Annotated in this window: 16 protein-coding genes; 8 read left to right on the forward strand and 8 right to left on the reverse strand. The window is 65.9% G+C overall.

Annotated features, from left to right (window positions below; translation table 11 throughout):
- Window positions 1-198: 198 nt before the first annotated feature.
- Window positions 199-480: a hypothetical protein gene (locus tag L1F31_RS17750; protein ID WP_265418543.1), complete on the reverse strand. Its 282-nt coding sequence runs from the start codon at window positions 478-480 to the stop codon at window positions 199-201.
- 167 nt (window positions 481-647) lie between these two features.
- Between L1F31_RS17750 and L1F31_RS17755 the strand changes: the two genes are divergently transcribed.
- The 4 genes from L1F31_RS17755 (at window position 648) to L1F31_RS17770 (ending at window position 4,955) form a co-directional block, all read left to right on the forward strand.
- Complete coding sequence (locus L1F31_RS17755; RefSeq protein ID WP_265418544.1) at window positions 648-1,328, forward strand: hypothetical protein; 681 nt, start codon at window positions 648-650, stop codon at window positions 1,326-1,328.
- Window positions 1,328-2,293 (forward strand): response regulator transcription factor, encoded by a 966-nt coding sequence (locus tag L1F31_RS17760; RefSeq protein ID WP_265418545.1) that lies wholly within the window; start codon window positions 1,328-1,330, stop codon window positions 2,291-2,293. The genes L1F31_RS17755 and L1F31_RS17760 overlap by 1 nt, the downstream gene beginning before the upstream one ends.
- A gap of 4 nt (window positions 2,294-2,297) precedes the next feature.
- Window positions 2,298-3,584 carry a sensor histidine kinase gene (locus L1F31_RS17765; protein WP_265418546.1) on the forward strand — a complete coding sequence of 429 codons (1,287 nt, stop codon included), beginning with the start codon at window positions 2,298-2,300 and terminating at the stop codon, window positions 3,582-3,584.
- 216 nt (window positions 3,585-3,800) lie between these two features.
- Entirely contained in the window at window positions 3,801-4,955 is a 1,155-nt protein-coding gene (locus L1F31_RS17770) for a M15 family metallopeptidase (RefSeq protein ID WP_265418547.1), read from the forward strand.
- A 147-nt stretch (window positions 4,956-5,102) separates the two neighbouring features.
- Here L1F31_RS17770 and L1F31_RS17775 read toward each other — a convergent pair whose 3' ends face one another.
- Entirely contained in the window at window positions 5,103-5,639 is a 537-nt protein-coding gene (locus L1F31_RS17775; protein WP_265418548.1) for a DUF1990 domain-containing protein, read from the reverse strand.
- A 242-nt stretch (window positions 5,640-5,881) separates the two neighbouring features.
- On the opposite strand from L1F31_RS17775, the gene L1F31_RS17780 reads away from it, so the two are divergent.
- Window positions 5,882-6,334, forward strand: a complete 453-nt coding sequence (locus tag L1F31_RS17780; protein WP_265418549.1) for a MaoC family dehydratase — start codon at window positions 5,882-5,884, stop codon at window positions 6,332-6,334.
- 251 nt (window positions 6,335-6,585) lie between these two features.
- Here L1F31_RS17780 and L1F31_RS17785 read toward each other — a convergent pair whose 3' ends face one another.
- From L1F31_RS17785 to L1F31_RS17800, 4 genes are all read right to left on the reverse strand, one after another.
- Entirely contained in the window at window positions 6,586-7,704 is a 1,119-nt protein-coding gene (locus tag L1F31_RS17785; protein ID WP_265418550.1) for an endonuclease domain-containing protein, read from the reverse strand.
- A 239-nt stretch (window positions 7,705-7,943) separates the two neighbouring features.
- Complete coding sequence (otsB, locus tag L1F31_RS17790) at window positions 7,944-10,589, reverse strand: trehalose-phosphatase (RefSeq protein ID WP_265418551.1); 2,646 nt, start codon at window positions 10,587-10,589, stop codon at window positions 7,944-7,946.
- Window positions 10,590-10,624: 35 nt separating this feature from the next.
- Window positions 10,625-11,476 carry an HdeD family acid-resistance protein gene (locus L1F31_RS17795; protein WP_265418552.1) on the reverse strand — a complete coding sequence of 284 codons (852 nt, stop codon included), beginning with the start codon at window positions 11,474-11,476 and terminating at the stop codon, window positions 10,625-10,627.
- A 115-nt stretch (window positions 11,477-11,591) separates the two neighbouring features.
- On the reverse strand, window positions 11,592-12,050 hold the full coding sequence (locus tag L1F31_RS17800; protein WP_265418553.1) for a Rieske (2Fe-2S) protein: 459 nt from the start codon (window positions 12,048-12,050) through the stop codon (window positions 11,592-11,594).
- 176 nt (window positions 12,051-12,226) lie between these two features.
- On the opposite strand from L1F31_RS17800, the gene L1F31_RS17805 reads away from it, so the two are divergent.
- Window positions 12,227-13,363, forward strand: coding sequence for an MFS transporter (locus L1F31_RS17805; RefSeq protein WP_265418554.1), 1,137 nt, complete (start codon window positions 12,227-12,229; stop codon window positions 13,361-13,363).
- Window positions 13,364-13,378: 15 nt separating this feature from the next.
- Window positions 13,379-15,214, forward strand: coding sequence for a DNA helicase RecQ (gene recQ, locus L1F31_RS17810; RefSeq protein ID WP_265418555.1), 1,836 nt, complete (start codon window positions 13,379-13,381; stop codon window positions 15,212-15,214).
- Window position 15,215: 1 nt separating this feature from the next.
- Here the strand turns inward: recQ and L1F31_RS17815 are convergent, their stop codons facing one another.
- Window positions 15,216-15,641 carry a VOC family protein gene (locus tag L1F31_RS17815; RefSeq protein WP_265418556.1) on the reverse strand — a complete coding sequence of 142 codons (426 nt, stop codon included), beginning with the start codon at window positions 15,639-15,641 and terminating at the stop codon, window positions 15,216-15,218.
- A 256-nt stretch (window positions 15,642-15,897) separates the two neighbouring features.
- On the opposite strand from L1F31_RS17815, the gene kynU reads away from it, so the two are divergent.
- A complete protein-coding gene (gene kynU / locus L1F31_RS17820; RefSeq protein ID WP_265418557.1) occupies window positions 15,898-17,190 on the forward strand; it encodes a kynureninase in 1,293 nt (430 codons plus the stop codon).
- Between the two features lie 75 nt (window positions 17,191-17,265).
- Here kynU and L1F31_RS17825 read toward each other — a convergent pair whose 3' ends face one another.
- The gene (locus L1F31_RS17825; RefSeq protein ID WP_265418558.1) at window positions 17,266-18,018 is read right to left on the reverse strand and encodes an MOSC domain-containing protein; all 753 of its coding nucleotides are present in this window, start codon (window positions 18,016-18,018) and stop codon (window positions 17,266-17,268) included.
- Between the last annotated feature and the right edge of the window lie 43 nt (window positions 18,019-18,061).

An 18,061-nucleotide genomic window follows, 5' to 3' on the forward strand; every position in this document is an offset into this window, starting at 1 on the left:
ATGTAAAGGGAGGACGAGACGCTTGCGGTGAGGGATGCTTCCTCCACAAATCGGCCAGCAGAACAGGCCCACCGGAGCTTCGGCGGGCCTGTTCGGCTGGTCGGTTTGCGGAGAAGAGCGCCTGCGGCCGTTCGCTCCGGAGCGCAGCGTGGTCCTACTTGAGGACGGGAGTTCTCCTACTTGAAGACGGGAGTTCTCCTACTTGAGGACGGGGTAGGACTGGTCCTTGTTCTGTGTGTCCTTGCGCATCACCCAGTTGAGGTAACTCGTCAGGCCGGTGACCAGCACGAAGGCAGCACCGGCGTAGATGAATGCGTAGCCGAAGGCACGGGGGTCCTGCCAGGATCGGGTGACGATGATCGCGAGGATCAGAGTCACGATCCCGCAGACGATGCCGACCTTGAACGTGTCCTTGTACGACACGGTGCTCGTCGGCTTCCCGCCTGAGGACTTCTTCTTCGGGGTGTTCGTTGGCGCCATGCCCTCAGTCTAGCCAATCGACCTGAGAGCCCACCTCCGCCGAGGATGCCTCAAGCCGCCTTGAACCTTGCGAACGTCGCCCGCCCGCTGGCCATCCGGGCCGGATCCGACTCGCCTGCTCAGCTGATCAGGTGGACTACAGGCTCAGAACAGGCAAAAATGAGCATGTGTCAGTCCCCTCCAGACACGCCTCCGGGGAGGCGGTGCGCCCAGTTCGCTCCAGCCAGGCTCTGCCTGGTCGCGAATCCTGCGCTCCCGCAACGCGCCTGCGCACCTTCGCCGCCATCGTGCTCGCAGCCGTCATGGCGTTCACGCTCACCGCATGCGGGCCCGATCGCGGACTCAAGGTCTCACCAGAAGGCAGCCCCGCCCCTTCCCTCTTCCCGACCGACACCGCCAAAGCCGGTCCGCCGAACGAACCGTTCTCCCTCGAGGAGATCCGCGAGACCATCGTCGACGCCTCGGGAGTCGCGGTCACCGGCAGTGCTCCGGAAACCGCGAAGGTCGTTGCCGACTGCGACGAGTGCCTGAAATTCGCCACCCCGTTTCACCGGGATGATCAGAAGTTCCAGGTCGCGACGGTAGCGAACCCGCAGCAGCGCGATGAGCTCATCGCCGGTGCGGTCATCAGCAATCGCAGCGGCAAACCCCGACTCGAACTCATCGCCACCGGCAATCAGGTCAAACTCAGCCCCGGCAAGAATGGGACACTGGTGGTGCAGGAGGCGATGTTCGCCGATGGGGACGATGCCTGCTGCCCTTCGGGGCTGTCGGTGCAGGTATACCGCCTGCACGACGGTAGGTTTGAACCAGGTCAACGCTTCACGCGGCTAAATGGAGAAACGTAATGCATATAGTTCTGGTCGAGGATGACGAGGTCATCCGGGAAACGACCCAGATCGGGCTCGAACGCTTCGATTACACGGTCTCGGCCTTCGCCGACGGCCGCGAGGGGTATGAGTTCGTCTCCGCCAACGGCGCCGACGTCCTCCTCCTCGACCTCATGCTGCCGACGATGAACGGCGCCTCCATCTGCCGTGCCGTCCGTGAGCGCTCGACGATCCCGATCATCATCATCTCCGCCCGCTCCGACGCCATCGACATCGTCCAGGCCCTCGAAGCCGGCGCCGACGACTACCTCACCAAGCCCTTCGACATGCAGGTCCTCAACGCGCGGATCCGCGCCGTCGTGCGCCGTTTCATCACCACCGGAACCGACCGGTTCGGCTACTCCCCCTCCCCCGAGGCGGACGAACATCAGGAGACCGTGATCGGCCCCGGCGGCATGGTCACCGGCGAAGGCATTCCCGAGGTCCTCGGTGCCAGCCCGGGAATGGACACCCGGGATCGACTGCGAGCGCAGCTCGAATCCGATGACACCTACCTCGGTGCCGGTGGAAAATTCACCACCGCCCCCGAGGCGGCCGACGACGAAGAGGCCATCGGCGGTGGCGCCGGGGTTCCTCCTCGCCCCAGCGACGCCCCTTCGGTGCAGTCCGGCTCGGCCGGCGACGACGGACTCGGTCCGTTCCGCACCCGCCTCGGTTCACTCGTTCTCGATACCGGCCGCCTGACCGTCGAGATCGACGGCGAGGAGGTCCACCTCACCCCGACCGAGCTGCGTGTCCTCCTGCTGCTCACCGAACAGCCCGAGCACGTCTATTCGCGGGAGAAGATCGCGTTCACGGTGTGGGGATACGAATGGGCCGGTGATTCGCGCGTCGTCGATGTCCACATCCAGCGCCTGCGGAAGAAGATCGGGGCGAACATGATCGAAACCGTTCGCGGATTCGGTTACCGCTTCGCAGGCTGATCGCATGTCGCTGCGCTGGAAGATCTCACTGCTCATCGTCGCCTCGGTGATCATCGCCGTCCTCTCCTGTTCGATCGTGTTGCGCCAATCCGCGGCCCGAGCCGAGGACGATCGGATGCGCTCGACGGTGACCGAGCAGCTGACGAACGCGACCACCATCTTCTCCGAGACCGGGGTGCTCACCCTCAACGCCCGCTTCGATGACCCGCAGCTGCCCAAGGACGCGCGGAGTGCGGCGCTCAAAGGCCAGAGCGTGACGATCCGGTCCAAGGTCGACGGTGAGGAGATCGTGTGGGCCGCCGCCCCCATCGAGGTCGGCGAGTACACCGAAGTGGTCTCCGTGCGCGCCTCGACGAAGGACAGCCAGGAACTCATCGGCCGCATCGACCAGGCCCTGCTGGTGGGCATGATCGGTTCGGCCCTCGTCGTCGGCGGTGTCGGCTCGATCGTGGCCGGACGCATCTCACGCCGACTCACCCTCGGCGCACAGGCGGCCAGAAAGATCGCCGGCGGCGACACCTCCACCCGCATCGCCGATGTCATCGACGAATCCGATCAGGAGGTGTGGGCCTTCGCCACGGCCGTCGACACCGCGGTGGCCCGGCTGACCGAACGCATCGACTCCGAGCAGCGCTTCACCGCCGACCTCGCGCACGAGATGCGCACCCCGCTGACCGGGCTCGTCAATGCCGCGAACCTGCTCGAGGAGGACTCCCGACCGGCCGAACTGGTCAAGGACCGGGTCGTGCGCATGCAGGTCCTCGTCGAGGATCTCCTCGAGGTCTCCCGCCTCGACGCGGGGCGGGCGAATCCCGAGTTCACCCGCGTCGACGTCGACCAGGCGATCCGTTCTCTGCTCGGCACGATGGAAGCTTCGGGAGCCTTGGCCGGGCATGAGATCGACACCCATATGGCGGCTCTGAATTCGACGCTGGTCACCGATGTGCGCCGCTTCGAACGCATCATCTCGAACCTGCTCGTCAACGCGATGAAGCACGGCGGCGACCCGATCCGCCTCGAAACGTCGACCCGCAGCATCATCGTCACGGACTCCGGGCCCGGCTATCCGCCCGACATCGTCAACACCGGTCCGACCCGCTTCGTCTCCGCGGGCGGCGGAGGTATGGGCCTCGGCCTCGTCATCGCCCAGGGCCAGGCGCGCCTGCTCGGCATCAAACTCATCTTCAGCAACGACTCGGTTACGGGCGGTGCCCGCACCGAGGTGGTCTTCCCCAGCGAAGAGGCCCAGGATCGGGCGCTGAGACAATACATCGAGAGTAAGAGCGAATGATCTCGCCGAGGCGGCTTTCCCTAGCCATAGGGCGCTGACCAGGAGCGACTTCGATTCGCCTCGCGTTCGCTCGAGTATGCCGTCCGAAATAATCGTGCGACTCGTCACTTAAATATGACAGTTTCTATATATGGCCGTTACACTTTTGTGATGTTGTGTTGAAGCGGTCAGATCGGCCGACAGCCTTCGACGAGTCAGCGAAACACACGGAGAGTTATGTCAGAGCCATCCTCGACCGCAGAGCCACAGGTGCGTCGACGGGATCTGCACCGGCGGCGGTCGACGCCCTTCACCCGGGCACGTGCCGCGAAGGCCACCGCCTCGGCCTCCGATGCGTCGACCCATACCGCCTCGGTGCCGGCTGACCGCAACGAGTCCTCCGCCGGCCTCACCGCCGCAGCGACCCCTTCCTCGTCCGCTGCGTCCTCGTCCTCCCACACCACTCCTGCCTCCGCTCCCCTGCCGACACGGCGGGAAGCGATGGCTGCCGAGGCTCAGGCCACCGGCGTCTCCCCGCGTCGGGCCGCCATGGCCCGCGAGACCGCCGCAGCCCGGTCGACCTCAACGTTCGGTTCCCCCGCCGGTCAGACGCCGCGCCGCATCAGCGCCGGTGCTGCCGAAAGCCGCGGATCCGACGGTGCACTCCTCAAGTCCGTGCGCAAGCGGAAGCTGCGGACTGCCTCGACGCTGGCCGCGGTCTCAGTGGCCGGAGCCGCTACTGCGGTGACCATGCTGGTGAACAACCTCGGCGGTGGGGCCGAGGTCAAGACTGATCCGAACGCCGCCGGCGAGCCCGCGGCGATCAGCCCCGAGAAGGTCAACGCCGACGTTCCCGAGTCGAAGGGGAAGTCGTCGATCGAGATCGGCGCCCCGAGCGCGAAGCAGAAGAATGTCGAAGCGGCGTCTCGCGCCATCGAGAAGAGCGCCCTGCCCGGCTGCGATGCGAAGCAGAACTTCAATCAGTCCGCCGGCAACGGCGAGCTGCCCGAGGAATGGCTGTGCGACCTCGGCAAGGAAGACCATCGCCTGCGTGCCGATGCCGCGGTCTCCTTCGCGAAGATGAATGCCGCGTACAAGAAGGACACGGGCAAGGAACTCGAGATCACCGACTCCTACCGTGACATGGCCGGTCAGGTCTCGGTCGCCGGTCGCAAGCCGGGACTGGCTGCGAAGCCGGGCACCTCGCTGCACGGCTGGGGCATCGCACTCGACCTCGGCGGCGGCGTCGAAGCGAAGTCCGGAGCCTGGAGCTGGCTCGTCGAGCACGGTGACGAATACGGCTGGGAGAACCCCGACTGGGCGAAGGCGAGCATGTACGAGCCCTGGCACTGGGAGTACAAGCCTGCTCGGAGCTCGATCAAGGGCAACTGACCCGCGGCACCTCGCGCTTCGGCCGGGAGCCGCACCTTACGCTTGTGCATCAGCCGTGCTGTCGCCATTCAGCTGCGGCCGCGCCTTACCGCACCGGCGTCAATAGGATCAGCTTCGCAGCACCCCGCCGCAGCGGCGTCGATAGGATCATCCACGCAGCGCCCTGCTGTAGCGGCGTCGATAGATCACCTGCGCCAGTCTGACGAGAGGCTCGGCGAGCAGCCAGATTCCCGCTCCTGCGCGGGAGACCGAGCGCAGGACGAGGAATACCCTGTCATCCTCGGTGCGGTTGAGGATGAATGACTCCTCGCCGGTGACCGGATGCCCTGGTTTCGTGGCATAGGTGAATCCGCAGCGATCTCTCGTCTCGAACACGTCGATGACGCGGGACGGCTCGGGCAGTCGGAACGGACCCAGGCGGACGCGGATCGTCGGCTCCTGTCCCGCCTCGACACGGGGCGGCCCGACTCCGCGCTCACCTGATCTGCTGCGGTCCCCGCTCCCTCCGCGCTCACCGACCTCGATGTCGAATCCGCTGCGGACCTTCACCTGCCAGTGCAGCAGCTCCTCGGCGCAGCGGTCGAATGTGTCCTTGCCCCGCCCGACGAAGGACGCCGACTCGAAGTGCCGGTAGCCGTCGGGACGCTCCAGCCACCTCGGCGAGCGTGGATGGGTCAGTGTCACGGGACGATCGTGTGCAGGCTCGCGCATACCTCCAAGCTAACGCGTTCGGTCGTCGGGAGCACCCCTGCGACTCACAGTCCCGCCAACCCGGCGACACATCCGCGACTCACCACCTCCACAGCCCGGCGGCACATCCGCGACTCACAGTCCGGACGATCTGGCCCAGCCTGACAGTCGGCCACGTATGATTCCGAAGAGGACGCTTTTCAATCGATTGTCCGCTCAGTCAAGGAGGACCTCCCATGCGCACCATCAACGGCATCGACGAAATCGAATCGCTCATCGGCACCGAGCTCGGCAAGTCCGAGTGGACGACGATGGACCAAGACGCCATCAACACCTTCGCCGATGTCACCGACGACCACCAGTGGATCCACGTCGATGAAGCCCGCGCCGCCGAGGGCCCCTACGGCGCGACCATCGTCCACGGGTTCTTCACGCTCTCGCTCATCCCGAAGTTCTCCTCCGAGATCTTCACCATCGAAGGCGTGTCCATCCGCGTCAACTACGGGCTCAACAAGGTCCGCTTCCTCCAGCCCGTCGTCGTCGGCTCGCGCCTGCGCGGGAAGGTTGAGGTCAAGGACGTCATCCGCGGCGAGAAGGGCACGCAGGTCATCCTCAACCACACGATCGAGATCGAGGATCAGGAACGCCCCGCCTGCATCGCCGAGGTGGTCACCCTCCTCATCGAGTGAGCGCAGAGCCGGGGTGGCCGCTTCCTTGATACCGGTCGGGGCAGAGTCAGTGGCTGGCCAGAGTAGTCGCCAACTCGACGGATGTCCGTCTCTCGAGCTGAGCAGCTCGCCACGCCTTCCAGCGGGTTAAGTGGGTTCAGAATGCCAATTTCCGGCTTGAAACGGACAATCTGAACCCACTTATCTCACGCCGACCGGCACGGCCACCGAACCGCGCAACAGCCGGTCGGCAAAGGGGCTGCGTCGCGTTCTCAGATAAGACCACCGGCACGCAGCTTGTGGGCGATCAGGCGGCGGATCTCCGCCATGTCCGAGCCTTTCGATACTCGGATGACCGTCCACCCCTCAGCCTGAAGTGCTGAGATACGGCGATTGTCCTCTGCGAACTGTGCAGGCGAGCTGCGGTGGTGGTCGCCCTCGTACTCGATGGCCAGCTTGATCGACGGATATCCCATGTCCGGGTGGAGCTGCGTTCCGATGAGTGAGCACGTGATCGCCGGATGAACCACGGGTTCAGGCAGACCTGCGTCGATGAGATGCAGTCGCAGCCTCGTCTCCGGAGGGGAATCGACATCGTCTCGCACCAAGCCGAGTGCCCGTTCAGCAGTGAGACGTCCTTTCACTCGGCGCCGGGAAACAAGTTCAGCGCGGATCTCGTCAATCGTCGTCAGCGGCCCTCCGTGCCACCGGCCGACGGCGGCATCACCGAGCTCCACGAGTTGCCCGACCGTCAGCACCCGCGCAAGTTCGATGAACAGCTGTGCCGCGGTGATGATCGGCAGACCGAAGAAGTTCTCCGACCGCAGCCATTCGTATCGATGGAAGGCAACATTCTTCCGGTGCTTGGACAGGCCATTGTCCTCACGGGCCACATGCACCCGTGTGTCGGCATTCCAAGGCACCGGCAATCCATACAGCCGTGCCGCAGTGACATTGCAGGCGACGATATCAGGATCAACGCAGACCAGGCCCGACAGCTTCACGCGTTCTTCGACCCATTCGGAATCCGCCCAAGTCGGGGCGACGACCAGAGTCGTGGGAGCCGTTTCGACCCACACGCCGTAGCCAAGCTGCCGATATTTCTGCTCATCGTCCAACGCACGGCGTGTGATTCCCCGCGATACGCCCTGCGCCCGTGTAAACGGGACCGCGGCGGTCATGAGCTGACGCGGCTTATCCATCCAGGGGCGGACACGCAGCTTCCGCGAGCTCGGTTCGACGCGCAGCTCCGGAGGAGCCGTCGATTCCCCAGCTGCCTTGGCCAGAGGGTCGGTGCGCTCGACGCGCCGCGGGCCGGTGCGTTTACTGCGCTGTCGGGCGGTCCGCTGAGCAGGGTCGAGAGACTGAGGTGCCGACGCCTGATTATCCATAGGCCGACATTGCCTCAACTTCGGTGGAGAATCCTAGTGGCAATTACCCGCCTGTGGACAGGGGTTCGCTATCCACAGGTCAAATACGTCTGAGTCGCCGGTCGTGCCCGCAGGAAACTGGAGTTAAGTGGGTTCAGATTGCACATTCCTGCGTCGAAAACGGCAATCTGACCCCACTTAACTCGCTGGAGATGCGCCGCAGCCGCGTCTGCGCGGCGGGTGCGCGTCCGCTCGCCGGCTCAGCTCGGGCGGTAGGCGTCGAGCTGCTGGGCGACGCGGATGTAGCCGAGGTGTGAGTACGCCTGCGGGTGGTTGCCCAAGTGCATCTCGGCGACGGGGTCGTACTCCTCCGACAGCAGTCCGGTGGGTCCAAGCAGGTCGTCGACCTGCCGGAACAGATCCCAGGCATCGTCGATGCGGCCGACCTTGATGAAGGCTTCGATGAGCCACGTCGTGCAGATGTGGAATCCACCCTCGAGTCCGGGCAGCCCGTCGTCATACCGGTAGCGGAAGACAGTCGGGCCGACGCGCAGTTCGCGCTCGATCGCGTCGACGGTGGACACGAACCGCGGGTCGTCGGCGTCGAGCAGCCCCGAGAGGCCGACGAACAGCGCCGCCGAGTCCAGGTCCGTTTCACCGTAGGCGACGGTGAACGCCCCGACCTCCTCGTTGAAGCCATTGGTGAGCACGTCGTGGGCGATCTCCTCACGAAGCTGCCTCCACGCACCGGGCGGCTCCCGGTCGAACCGGTCCGCGATCCGCAGCGCCCGATCGACCGTCACCCAGCACATCACCCGCGTGTACACGTTGTGCTTCGGCGCACGCCGGGCCTCCCAGATCCCGTGATCGGCCTCGAACCACCGTTTGCCCACGGCTTCGACCATCTGACAGGTGAGAGTCCAATAGTCCTCGGGCAGCTCGCCGAGGTGGTCGCTGAGTTCGTCGAGGAGCTCCGTAACCGGGCCGAACACGTCCAGTTGGACCTGATGTTCGGCGGCATTGCCGACCCGCACCGGCCGTGATCCGGCGTATCCGGGCAGGTGGTTGAGCACCGCCTCGGTAGTCAGCGCCGAACCGTCGACGGCGTAGAGCGGATGAAGCTGCTCGGGAGAGACCGTTCGCTCGAGGATGCCGGAGAGCCAGGAGAGGAAACCTTCGGCCTCACCGGTGGATCCGAGGGCCAGCAGGGCCCGAACGGTCATCGACCCGTCGCGCAGCCACGTGTACCGGTAGTCCCAGTTGCGGACACCGCCGATGCCCTCGGGCAGGGAGGTCGTGGGGGCGGCGAGGACTCCGCCGGTGGGTTCGTGGCACAGGGCGCGCAGGGTGATCGCGGAGCGGATGACCTCTTCACGGTGGTGGCTGGGCAGGGTGAGCGAGTCGACCCAGTTCGTCCAGAAATTCAGCGCGCGTTCGCGCACATGATGCTCGCCGCCGGTGGCCATATATCCGGCATCTCCCGTGCCCGATCCGCAGGCGAGGACGAGGACGACGGATCCGCCGGACTGCTGCGAGGGGACGACGGTCGCCGCGGCAGTGTGGGAGTCTCCGTTCTCGATGATGTCGAAGTCGATTCCGGGGGCGTGGAGTTCGATCGGCTCCGCGGTACCGAGCACCGCCACCCCGTCATCGGTCCTGGTCATGCGGGTGGGAACCGTGGCGTAGTCGAGTCTGGGTGCGAAGCGGATACGGGTCGGGGTGTCGCCGGTGAGCACGCGGACGACGATCGTGTCGTCGCTGTGTCCGTCGACGGGAGCGAGGTAGTCCACACAGCTCAGCCCGGCCCACCGGGTCTCGAGCAGGGTCGAGTTCCCGAGGTACCGCTGGGTCAGCGGGGCCGCCCCGTTTTCGGGGGAGACGGCGAAGAATCCGGCCGCCTCGGTGCCGAGGACCTCGGAGAACATCGATGCCGAGTGTGGCAGCGGGTGCGGCATCCAGCAGATGCTGCCGGCGGGGTCGATGAGCGCGGTCGACTGTCCGTTTCCGATGAGGCTGTGCCGCTGGATCGGGGTGGCACGGCGCCCGAAGAGCCAGGATTTCCGCAGCTCGAACAGTGCACTGAGGACGATGGAGACTTCCGCCGGTGAGTCCAGTCGGAAGTCCGCGTGAGTGGGCGCGGCTTCGGCACCGACCTTGAGCCCGAGGTCGTCGGCGCCGAGTGTCTCGAGCGCGAATTCGTCGGCGGTGTCATCGCCGATGAACACGACGGCTTCCGCTCCGGTCTGGCTGCGCAGCCGGGTCAGCGCATCGGCCTTCGAGGAGGGCACGACGGACAGGTCGATGACCTGTTTGCCGCGAGTGGGGTGGATCGGGTGAGCGGACGCGAGCTTCTCGACAGCGGCTTCGATCTCACGCCGGTCGGTCTCGTCGAGTCCGCGCAGGTGCACGGCCGCGCCCGTAGTCTTGTGCTCGATGACATCGCGCGGCAGGGTGCGGGTGAGGTCGGCCCGGAAGTCGGCGAGGACCGTCCGCTGTGTTTCGGTGAGGGTGTCGATGGTGAATGTGTCGGTCTCACCGCCGTGAGATCCGAACAGGTGGACCTCCCGGGGCAGGCGTGACATCGCCGCGAGGTCGCGCAGGCTGCGACCGGAGATCACCCCCGCCGAGGTGGACGGAAGCAAGGCGAGCGCGCGCAGTGAGTCGACCGAGCCCTCCAAAGGGAAGGCCTGGCTGGGAACGTCGACGATGGGGGCGATCGTCCCGTCGTAATCGGTGGCCACCAGCAGGGATGGCGACCGGGAGAGTTCGAAGAGCCGCCGGAAGAGAACGGGGTCGAGTCTTCGGCTCGCTTCGGCCAAGTCGCCCAGTAGTTCGGAGGACCTCACCGAGGCGGCAATGGTGGCCAATCGGGATTCGGTTGCGCTCTCGTGCTCGACAGTGCTCATCTCACCTCGGATGTCTCGGTTGGCTCAGGTGCCGGTCAGGGCTCTTTCGTCGCTGGGGTGTCGTTCTCGGGATCGTTGGGATTCTCGGCATCATCGCCGGTGGCCTCGGTCGTGCGATCGGATTCGTCGGCGGCATCGGCTGGGTCGGACGTGTCCGCAGCATCGGACGGGTTCGTATCGTCGGCGGCGTCAGCGGCACGCGAGGGGGCAGCGTCGGCGCGGTCGGTCGCCTCGGTGGGGGTATCGATCTGTTCGGGCAAGGCACCGAGCTTTGCCAGCTGGCGGCCCTTGCTCAGGCGGGAGTAGCCGCCGATGATGAAGATCACGCCGGCGATGAGGGTCGCCGCTCCCGTGAAGCCGAGGATCGACAGGGCCTCCATGCCGTCGCCGAAGACGAGGATGATGCCGAGCAGGACGTGGACTCCGGAGGCGATGAGGAAGTCCGAGGCCATGGGCTGGGATCGCAGCTGTCGGTAGGCCCAGAATTCGAGGGCACCGTGCAGCAGGGCCCAGATGCTCAGGGCCGCACGCAGTTCGGCGGGGTGGTCGGCGAGGAACAGGAAGACGATGGCCGGGATCGCGATGACGGCCTGACCGAAGATCGCGGTGCGCACGTTCAACGGCGAGCGTACGGCCTGGAAGACCAGGGCCAGGGCGAAGAGGATGAGGTAGCCGATGGCGAGGTGGTCGACGACCTCGGTCGGCATGCTCAGCTGCAGCGGATTGCTCGAATCGCGGGGCCAGAAGACGGTGACGATGCCGAAGACGACGCCGAGGATTCCGCGCACGACCATGGGCCAGCCGAGTCGGCTCGCTGCGGCAATGGCCTGCGGGGCGGCCTCGGTTCGCGGGGGTGTGGATTCGGTGCGCGGATCTTCGGTACTCATCACGGCACCAGTCTAGGTCGCCAGCCTGAGTCTGTCCGGTCAGCGTCGGCTCAGGGTCGAAAGTGGGGCGAGTGAAGGACCGGCGGCGGGGCCGGATCAAGACCGGTGTGAAGTGTTACTTGCCCTTGACGGTGAGCGTGCCGCCGCTTTCGGAGACCTCGTACTTCGGCAGCGGCTCCTCGGCCGGCCCGGACATCACCTCTCCGGTTGTCACCGAGAAGTTCGAGGAATGGCACGGGCAGACGATGGCCTCCTCGGTGACCCGAGTGACCTGGCAGCCCTGGTGGGTGCACACCGATGAGAACGCGAAGAACTCGCCTTCCTTCGGCTGAGTGATCACGTAGGTGTCCTCGATGACGGTGCCGGAACCGACGGGAACGTCGGAGGCCGGCAGGCTCGAGTCCTTCGTCGGCTCCGCATCCTCGTCGGACGAACACGCCGAGGTGGCCGCCACCGAGCCGCCGATGACCGCCACCGTTCCGGCCACGCCCGCCGTCTTCATCACCCGGCGCCGGGTCGGGTCCGCCGGTGCGGTCGAGTCGGCTTCGGCGGGGCTGTTCGGGGTCGTCGTCATCGGAATCTGCTCCTTCTCGCGGGTGCGCACAATCCGCCATGCCGCCAACAGACATGGACTCGTAAGTTCCAGCGTACAATCGCAGTCGGTTCACCGCCTGCAGGTACCTGTCAGCATCGAATGGCACCGGACCGCTCCTCGGACGATCGGGGCGATGGGTGCGGTGGGCCGCCTCGGTGTACGTATTCACCGTCGTCATGATGGGCACCACCCTGCCGACGCCCCTCTACCCGCTCTATGAGGAGCGGTTCGGGTTCGGCACCGCATTCACCACTCAGCTCTTCGCGATCTACACGGTCGGGGTCATCGGCGCGCTCATCATCTTCGGTCGGCTCTCCGAGGGACTGGGGCGACGGCCGGTGCTCAGCCTCGGGGTGATCTTCTCGATCGCCTCGGCGGTGCTCTTCCTCATCGGATCCCACATCGGCCTGCTGCTGACCGGCCGAGTCCTGTCCGGTCTGGCCGCGGGGATCTTCACGTCGACCGCCACCGTCACCGTGCTCGAGAACGCGCCGGCCGGGCGCGAACGACTCGCGGGATCCTTGGCCACGGCGGCGAATATGGGCGGGCTGGGACTCGGGATCCTGTCCTCCGGACTGCTCGCCCGCTTCGCCCCCGCTCCCCTGCTCACGCCGTTCCTCGTCAACGCGCTCATGCTCGTCATCGCAGGCTTGGCGCTCATCTTCGTGCGGGACCGGACGCGCGGCGGGGCGACGGCTGTGCGGTTGCAGCTGCCGGGGATTCCCGCCTCGGCGAAGCGCATGTTCCTAGCCGCCTCACCTGGGGCGACCACCGGCTTCGCGGTGTGCGGGCTGTATTCGGCGATCGCGCCGAGCTTCATCGGTCAGACCCTGCACGTGACGTCGACCGCGGTCACGGGCGCCGTCGTGTTCCTTCTCTTCGGCGCCTCGGCGACCGCGCAGGTGCTGCTGCGCGGGTTGAGCGACCGTCGGCTCATCATCGGCGGGACCGTGACCATGATCGTGAGCATGGGTGCTCTCGTATGCGCGCTCATGGCAGGGTCGCTGCCGGTGCTCATCGCCTCCGCAGCGTTGGCCGGTGCCGGGCAGGGGCTCGTGTTCATGACCGGGATGCGTGCGATCACCGCGGTGACCGCGCCAGAACACCGCACCGAGGCGACCACCTCGTACTTCATCCTCGCGTACGTGTTCATATCGGTGCCGGCGATCGGTGCCGGATTCCTCGCCGCCGAGGTGGGACTGGCGAATGCGACCGTCGTCTTCGCCGTCGCGGTGGCCGTCGTGTGTGTGTTGGGACTCGTGGCGGCCCGGAGGTTCGGGTCAGTGACGTGAACTAGGGTGGGTGCCATGACCTCCACAGCCACGACCTCCGCTCTCGACGTCCTCCACGATGTCTTCGGCTATGAGGAGTTCCGGGGTCAGCAGGCGGCCATCGTCGATCAGGTCGTCGGCGGTGGGGATGCGGTCGTGCTCATGCCCACGGGCGGCGGAAAGTCCCTGTGTTATCAGATCCCTGCCCTGGTCAGGCCCGGTACCGGTGTGGTCATCTCTCCACTCATCGCGCTCATGGCCGATCAGGTCGCGGCGTTGGAGAACCTCGGTGTGCGGGCGGCCTTCCTCAACTCGTCTCTCGATTTCGACACCGCCCAGCAGGTCGAACAGCAGCTGCTCGCCGGTGAGATCGATCTGCTCTACCTCGCACCCGAACGTCTCGTCCTGCCGCGGACGATGCGCCTGCTCGAGCAGGCGCAGATCTCCCTGTTCGCGATCGACGAGGCCCACTGCGTGTCGCAGTGGGGCCATGACTTCCGGAGCGATTATCTGGGGCTCGGCGTTCTGGCCGAACGATTCCCCGATGTTCCCCGCATCGCCCTGACCGCCACGGCCACCCCGGCCACCCATGCCGAACTCACCGAGCGCCTCCACCTCCAGGATGCCGAGCACTTCGTCGCGAGCTTCGACCGACCGAATATCACCTATCGGATCGAACCGAAGGCCTCGGCGAGGTCACAGCTGCTGAACTTCATCACCACCGAACACTCCGGCGACTCGGGCATCGTCTACTGTCTGTCCCGCCGCGGTGTCGACCAGCTGGCCGAAGCGCTGGCAGCTCGCGGCATCACCGCTCTGCCCTATCACGCAGGGCTGCCCGGTGAGGTGCGCGCGGAGAACCAGGCGAGATTCCTCCGCGAAGACGGCATCGTCATGGTCGCCACGATCGCCTTCGGCATGGGCATCGACAAACCCGATGTCCGCTTCGTCGCCCACCTCGACCTGCCACGGTCGGTCGAAGGTTACTACCAGGAGACCGGTCGTGCCGGCCGTGACGGACTGCCCGCGGATGCGTGGATGGTCTACGGACTCGGCGATGTCGTCTCCCAACGCCGCCTCATCGAATCCGGCGAGGGCGACCAGGTGTTCAAACGCCGTCAGATGAGCCACCTCGATTCGATGCTCGCCCTCTGCGAGACCGTCGACTGCCGACGCGTCCAGCTGCTGCGCTACTTCGACGAGGAATCCGCACCGTGCGGCAACTGCGACACCTGCATGACACCCCCGGTGACCTGGGACGCCACCGTCGCCGTGCAGAAGCTGCTCTCGGCCGTCATCCGACTCGACCGAGAACGCGGGCAGCGTTTCGGATCGGGCCAGGTCATCGACGTGCTGCGTGGCAACCACAACGACCGGTCCCGAGCCTCGGACCATGAGAGCCTGAGCGTCTGGGGCGTCGGCGAAGACCTGTCCGAGAGTCAGTGGAAGACCGTCATCCGCCAGGTGCTCGCCCGCGGACTCCTCGAATCCCACGGTGATTACGGGGTGCTCGTGATCGGTGAGGCCGCCGGCCCCGTCCTGCGCGGAGAAGAGGAGATCTCACTGCGCGTCGACCCGGTGAAGAAGGCAGGGGCGAAGAAGGCCGGATCCCGTCGTCGAGGCGGCCCCGAGGTCGAGCTCGACCCCGCCGATGCCTCCCTGTTCGAGGCCCTGCGCTCCTGGCGCGGAGAGCAGGCGAAGGAGCAGGGCGTGCCCGCCTACGTCGTGTTCCCCGATGCCACGCTCTACGGCATCGTCGAGGTCAAACCGACGACGATCAGCGAACTCGGCCAGGTCAGCGGTGTGGGCTTGAAGAAGCTCGACCGCTATGGCGATTCCGTGCTCGAAGTGCTCGCCGCGCACGCTGGCTGACTCAGCCTTCGGCGAAGGCCTCGAGGCCCTGTTCGGCTGCCGTCGGGTCCATCCACATGAACTCGAGGATGTTGCCGTCGGGGTCGGTCATGCTGATGCCGTACATGAACCCGAGATCCTGCGGTTCCTTGTTCTCCCCACCACCGGCGTCGAGGATCGAGGCGCGCATCGCGTCGACCTCGTCGCGGGATTCGCGGCTGAGGGCAGTGAGCGCCTGAGCTGTGGTGTGCGGGTCGGCAATCGGTTTGTCCGTGAAAGTGGCGAGGTAGTCCCGGGTGAGGATCATGAAGAAGATGTCGTCGGTCCATCTGATGCACGACGCATTGTCATCGGTGAACTCGGGCACCACCTCGGCGCCGATGGACTGGTAGAAGGTCTTGGCACGCTCGAGGTCGGTGGTCGGAAGGTTGACGAAGATCTGGGTCATAACTGCTCCCTTGCAGTGACGGCGACGCATCAGCGGATGCGAGCCCAGACGAACCATGACAGCCGGACGGCTGAACGATGGGAGTCTGATTCTCTCCGCACACCCACCCCAAGTCAACACCCTGCTACCTGACGGCGGCCCAGCAACCTGGCGCGAGGTTGCTGGGCCGCCGTCAGGTAGTTCTGGGAGGGAAGTGACGGGGTAGCCTGAGAAGCGCACGGGCCCACCGGCCCTCTCGATTACTTGGAAGGCGACGATGACGACTCCTGACCCGGTCTCCACCACCTCGGCGATCACCCGCGCGAACTGCGAACAACGCGATGCGAACGATCCCCTGCGTGATTTCCGCGACGATTTCCTGCTCCCGGAAGGCACGATCTACCTCGACGGGAACTCGCTCGGTCCCCGCACGAAAGGCGCGGCCGAGCGCGCCCAGGACGTCATCGCCGACGAATGGGGCACCGGCCTCATCGGGTCATGGAACTCCGCCAGCTGGTGGGACCTGCCCGCTAAATTGGGTGAGAAGATCGCCGGGATCGTCGGCGGCGGGGCCGGGTCCACCGTCGTCACGGACACCACCTCGATCAACCTGTTCAAGGCCGCCTCGGCGGCGCTGAAGATGCAGGCCGAGGACTCCCCGGACCGGCGGGTCATCCTCACTCAGCGGGAGAACTTCCCCTCCGATATCTACATGCTCGAAGGATTGGCCGAACAGCTCGGCGACGGATACAAAGTCCGCCTCGTCGACGATGAGGAAGTCACCGCAGGGTTCCCGACGACGATGTCCGACGAGGTGGCCCTCGTCGTGCTCACCCACGTGAACTACCGGACGGGTCGTCTCTTCGATATGGGCACGACCACCTCGGCGATCCATGCCGGCGGGGCCATGGTCATCTGGGACCTGTGCCATTCGGCGGGTGCTCTGCCCATCGATCTCACCGGTTCGGGTGCCGACATGGCGATCGGCTGCACGTACAAGTTCCTCAACGGCGGGCCCGGCTCACCGGCGTTTATCTGGGTAGCCGAAGGGCTGCGGAACCGATTCAGCCAACCTCTGTCGGGGTGGTGGTCGCATGCCCGACCCTTCGAGATGGACCCGGACTACCAGCCAGCCGATGGCATCCGCCGCTACCTCACCGGAACGCAGGGAATCCTGTCGATGTCCGTGGCAGGGCTCGGCCTCGACATCCATTCTCGGGTGGACATGAACCTGGTGCGGGCGAAGTCCCTGGCCTTGTCCGACCTGTTCATCGACCTCGTCGATGAGCGTTTGGCCGATCACCCGGTCGAGGTCGTCACCCCACGTGAGCACGCTCATCGCGGATCCCAGGTCTCGATCCGGCACCCGGAGGGGTTTGCGGTGATGAGCGCACTCATCGAGCGCGGAATCATCGGCGACTACCGCGAACCGGAGGTGCTGCGGTTCGGGCTGACCCCGCTCTATATCGGGTTCACCGAGGTGTGGGACACCGTCGAGGCCCTGCGCGACATCCTCGACAACCACCTCTGGGACACAGACGCTCACAAAGTCCGCGGCGCCGTCACCTGATTACTACCTGACGGCGGTGCAGCAACCTGGCGCCAGGTATCTGGGCCGCCGTCACCTGCGTTGGAACGTGGCCACTCAGGTGTCCGGAGCCGCAGAGGTTTCGATGACTTCGGCGTTGACCCCGAAGTACGGTTCACCCGCCTCATTCCGCGGGCGGCTGGCGACGAGCGTCTTGAGCAGGTTGCTGCCCCGCTCGCCGGTGATCGGGTCGAGATCGAGGATGGCGCACCGCGCAATCGGTTCCCCGATCCGCACACGCAGAGCGCCGACGTCCGGCACGTTCAGCATCACATCCCTGCCTCGCCAGGTCTCTTCAATGAAGGGTTCGTCCGTGTCGAGGACGAGGGTGGCACGGAAGCGGGCGGCCTCATCTTGCAGCTCGTGGTGACCGGACTGATCGGCGAGTTCCCTCATCGAAGCAGTCGTGACGATCGACAGGCCAGCTCCGTAGATCACGTCCCCACGGTGTGCGCGGGCCAGCCGGACCGACTTTCCCAGCCACTCGGAGGCGAGCGCCGAATGCGGACCGTCGGTGAGTTCCAGGTCGACCGGTCGCTTCCAGTAGGAGCAGGTCAGGCGCTCGCCCGAGCCGGCTGGCACCCCAGAGGCAGAGCGCCCGTCGGGCAGGGTGACCGTCAGTGTGTCGTCGACGAGTGAGGTGGTCATTCGGATGAGCCGCGGATTCTGCACGGTCTTGAGCACCTGCGCTCGCTCGACATCGACGAAGCAGAACGGGCGGTCGCCGACCGGCCCCTGAGCATCGACGATCGCTCCCGGTCGGGCCTCGTGCCGGGTGCCTTTGATATGGGCGAAGCCGATCGATGGCACGCCGAATTCCCGCGCTGGAGCAGGTGACGGGGGCGGAGCAACC

This window comes from Brevibacterium spongiae (assembly GCF_026168515.1).
Classification (GTDB): Bacteria; Actinomycetota; Actinomycetes; order Actinomycetales; family Brevibacteriaceae; genus Brevibacterium; species Brevibacterium spongiae.

Excerpts from the sequence above, each read along its gene's own strand:
- L1F31_RS17750 (WP_265418543.1), bottom strand. The coding sequence starts at position 480 with ATGGCGCCAACGAACACCCCGAAGAAGAAGTCCTCAGGCGGGAAGCCG.
- L1F31_RS17760 (WP_265418545.1), top strand. The coding sequence starts at position 1,328 with ATGCATATAGTTCTGGTCGAGGATGACGAGGTCATCCGGGAAACGACC.
- L1F31_RS17765 (WP_265418546.1), top strand. The coding sequence starts at position 2,298 with ATGTCGCTGCGCTGGAAGATCTCACTGCTCATCGTCGCCTCGGTGATC.
- L1F31_RS17770 (WP_265418547.1), top strand. The coding sequence starts at position 3,801 with ATGTCAGAGCCATCCTCGACCGCAGAGCCACAGGTGCGTCGACGGGAT.
- L1F31_RS17780 (WP_265418549.1), top strand. The coding sequence starts at position 5,882 with ATGCGCACCATCAACGGCATCGACGAAATCGAATCGCTCATCGGCACC.
- L1F31_RS17785 (WP_265418550.1), bottom strand. The coding sequence starts at position 7,704 with ATGGATAATCAGGCGTCGGCACCTCAGTCTCTCGACCCTGCTCAGCGG.
- otsB (WP_265418551.1), bottom strand. The coding sequence starts at position 10,589 with ATGAGCACTGTCGAGCACGAGAGCGCAACCGAATCCCGATTGGCCACC.
- L1F31_RS17795 (WP_265418552.1), bottom strand. The coding sequence starts at position 11,476 with ATGAGTACCGAAGATCCGCGCACCGAATCCACACCCCCGCGAACCGAG.
- L1F31_RS17800 (WP_265418553.1), bottom strand. The coding sequence starts at position 12,050 with ATGACGACGACCCCGAACAGCCCCGCCGAAGCCGACTCGACCGCACCG.
- recQ (WP_265418555.1), top strand. The coding sequence starts at position 13,379 with ATGACCTCCACAGCCACGACCTCCGCTCTCGACGTCCTCCACGATGTC.
- L1F31_RS17815 (WP_265418556.1), bottom strand. The coding sequence starts at position 15,641 with ATGACCCAGATCTTCGTCAACCTTCCGACCACCGACCTCGAGCGTGCC.
- kynU (WP_265418557.1), top strand. The coding sequence starts at position 15,898 with ATGACGACTCCTGACCCGGTCTCCACCACCTCGGCGATCACCCGCGCG.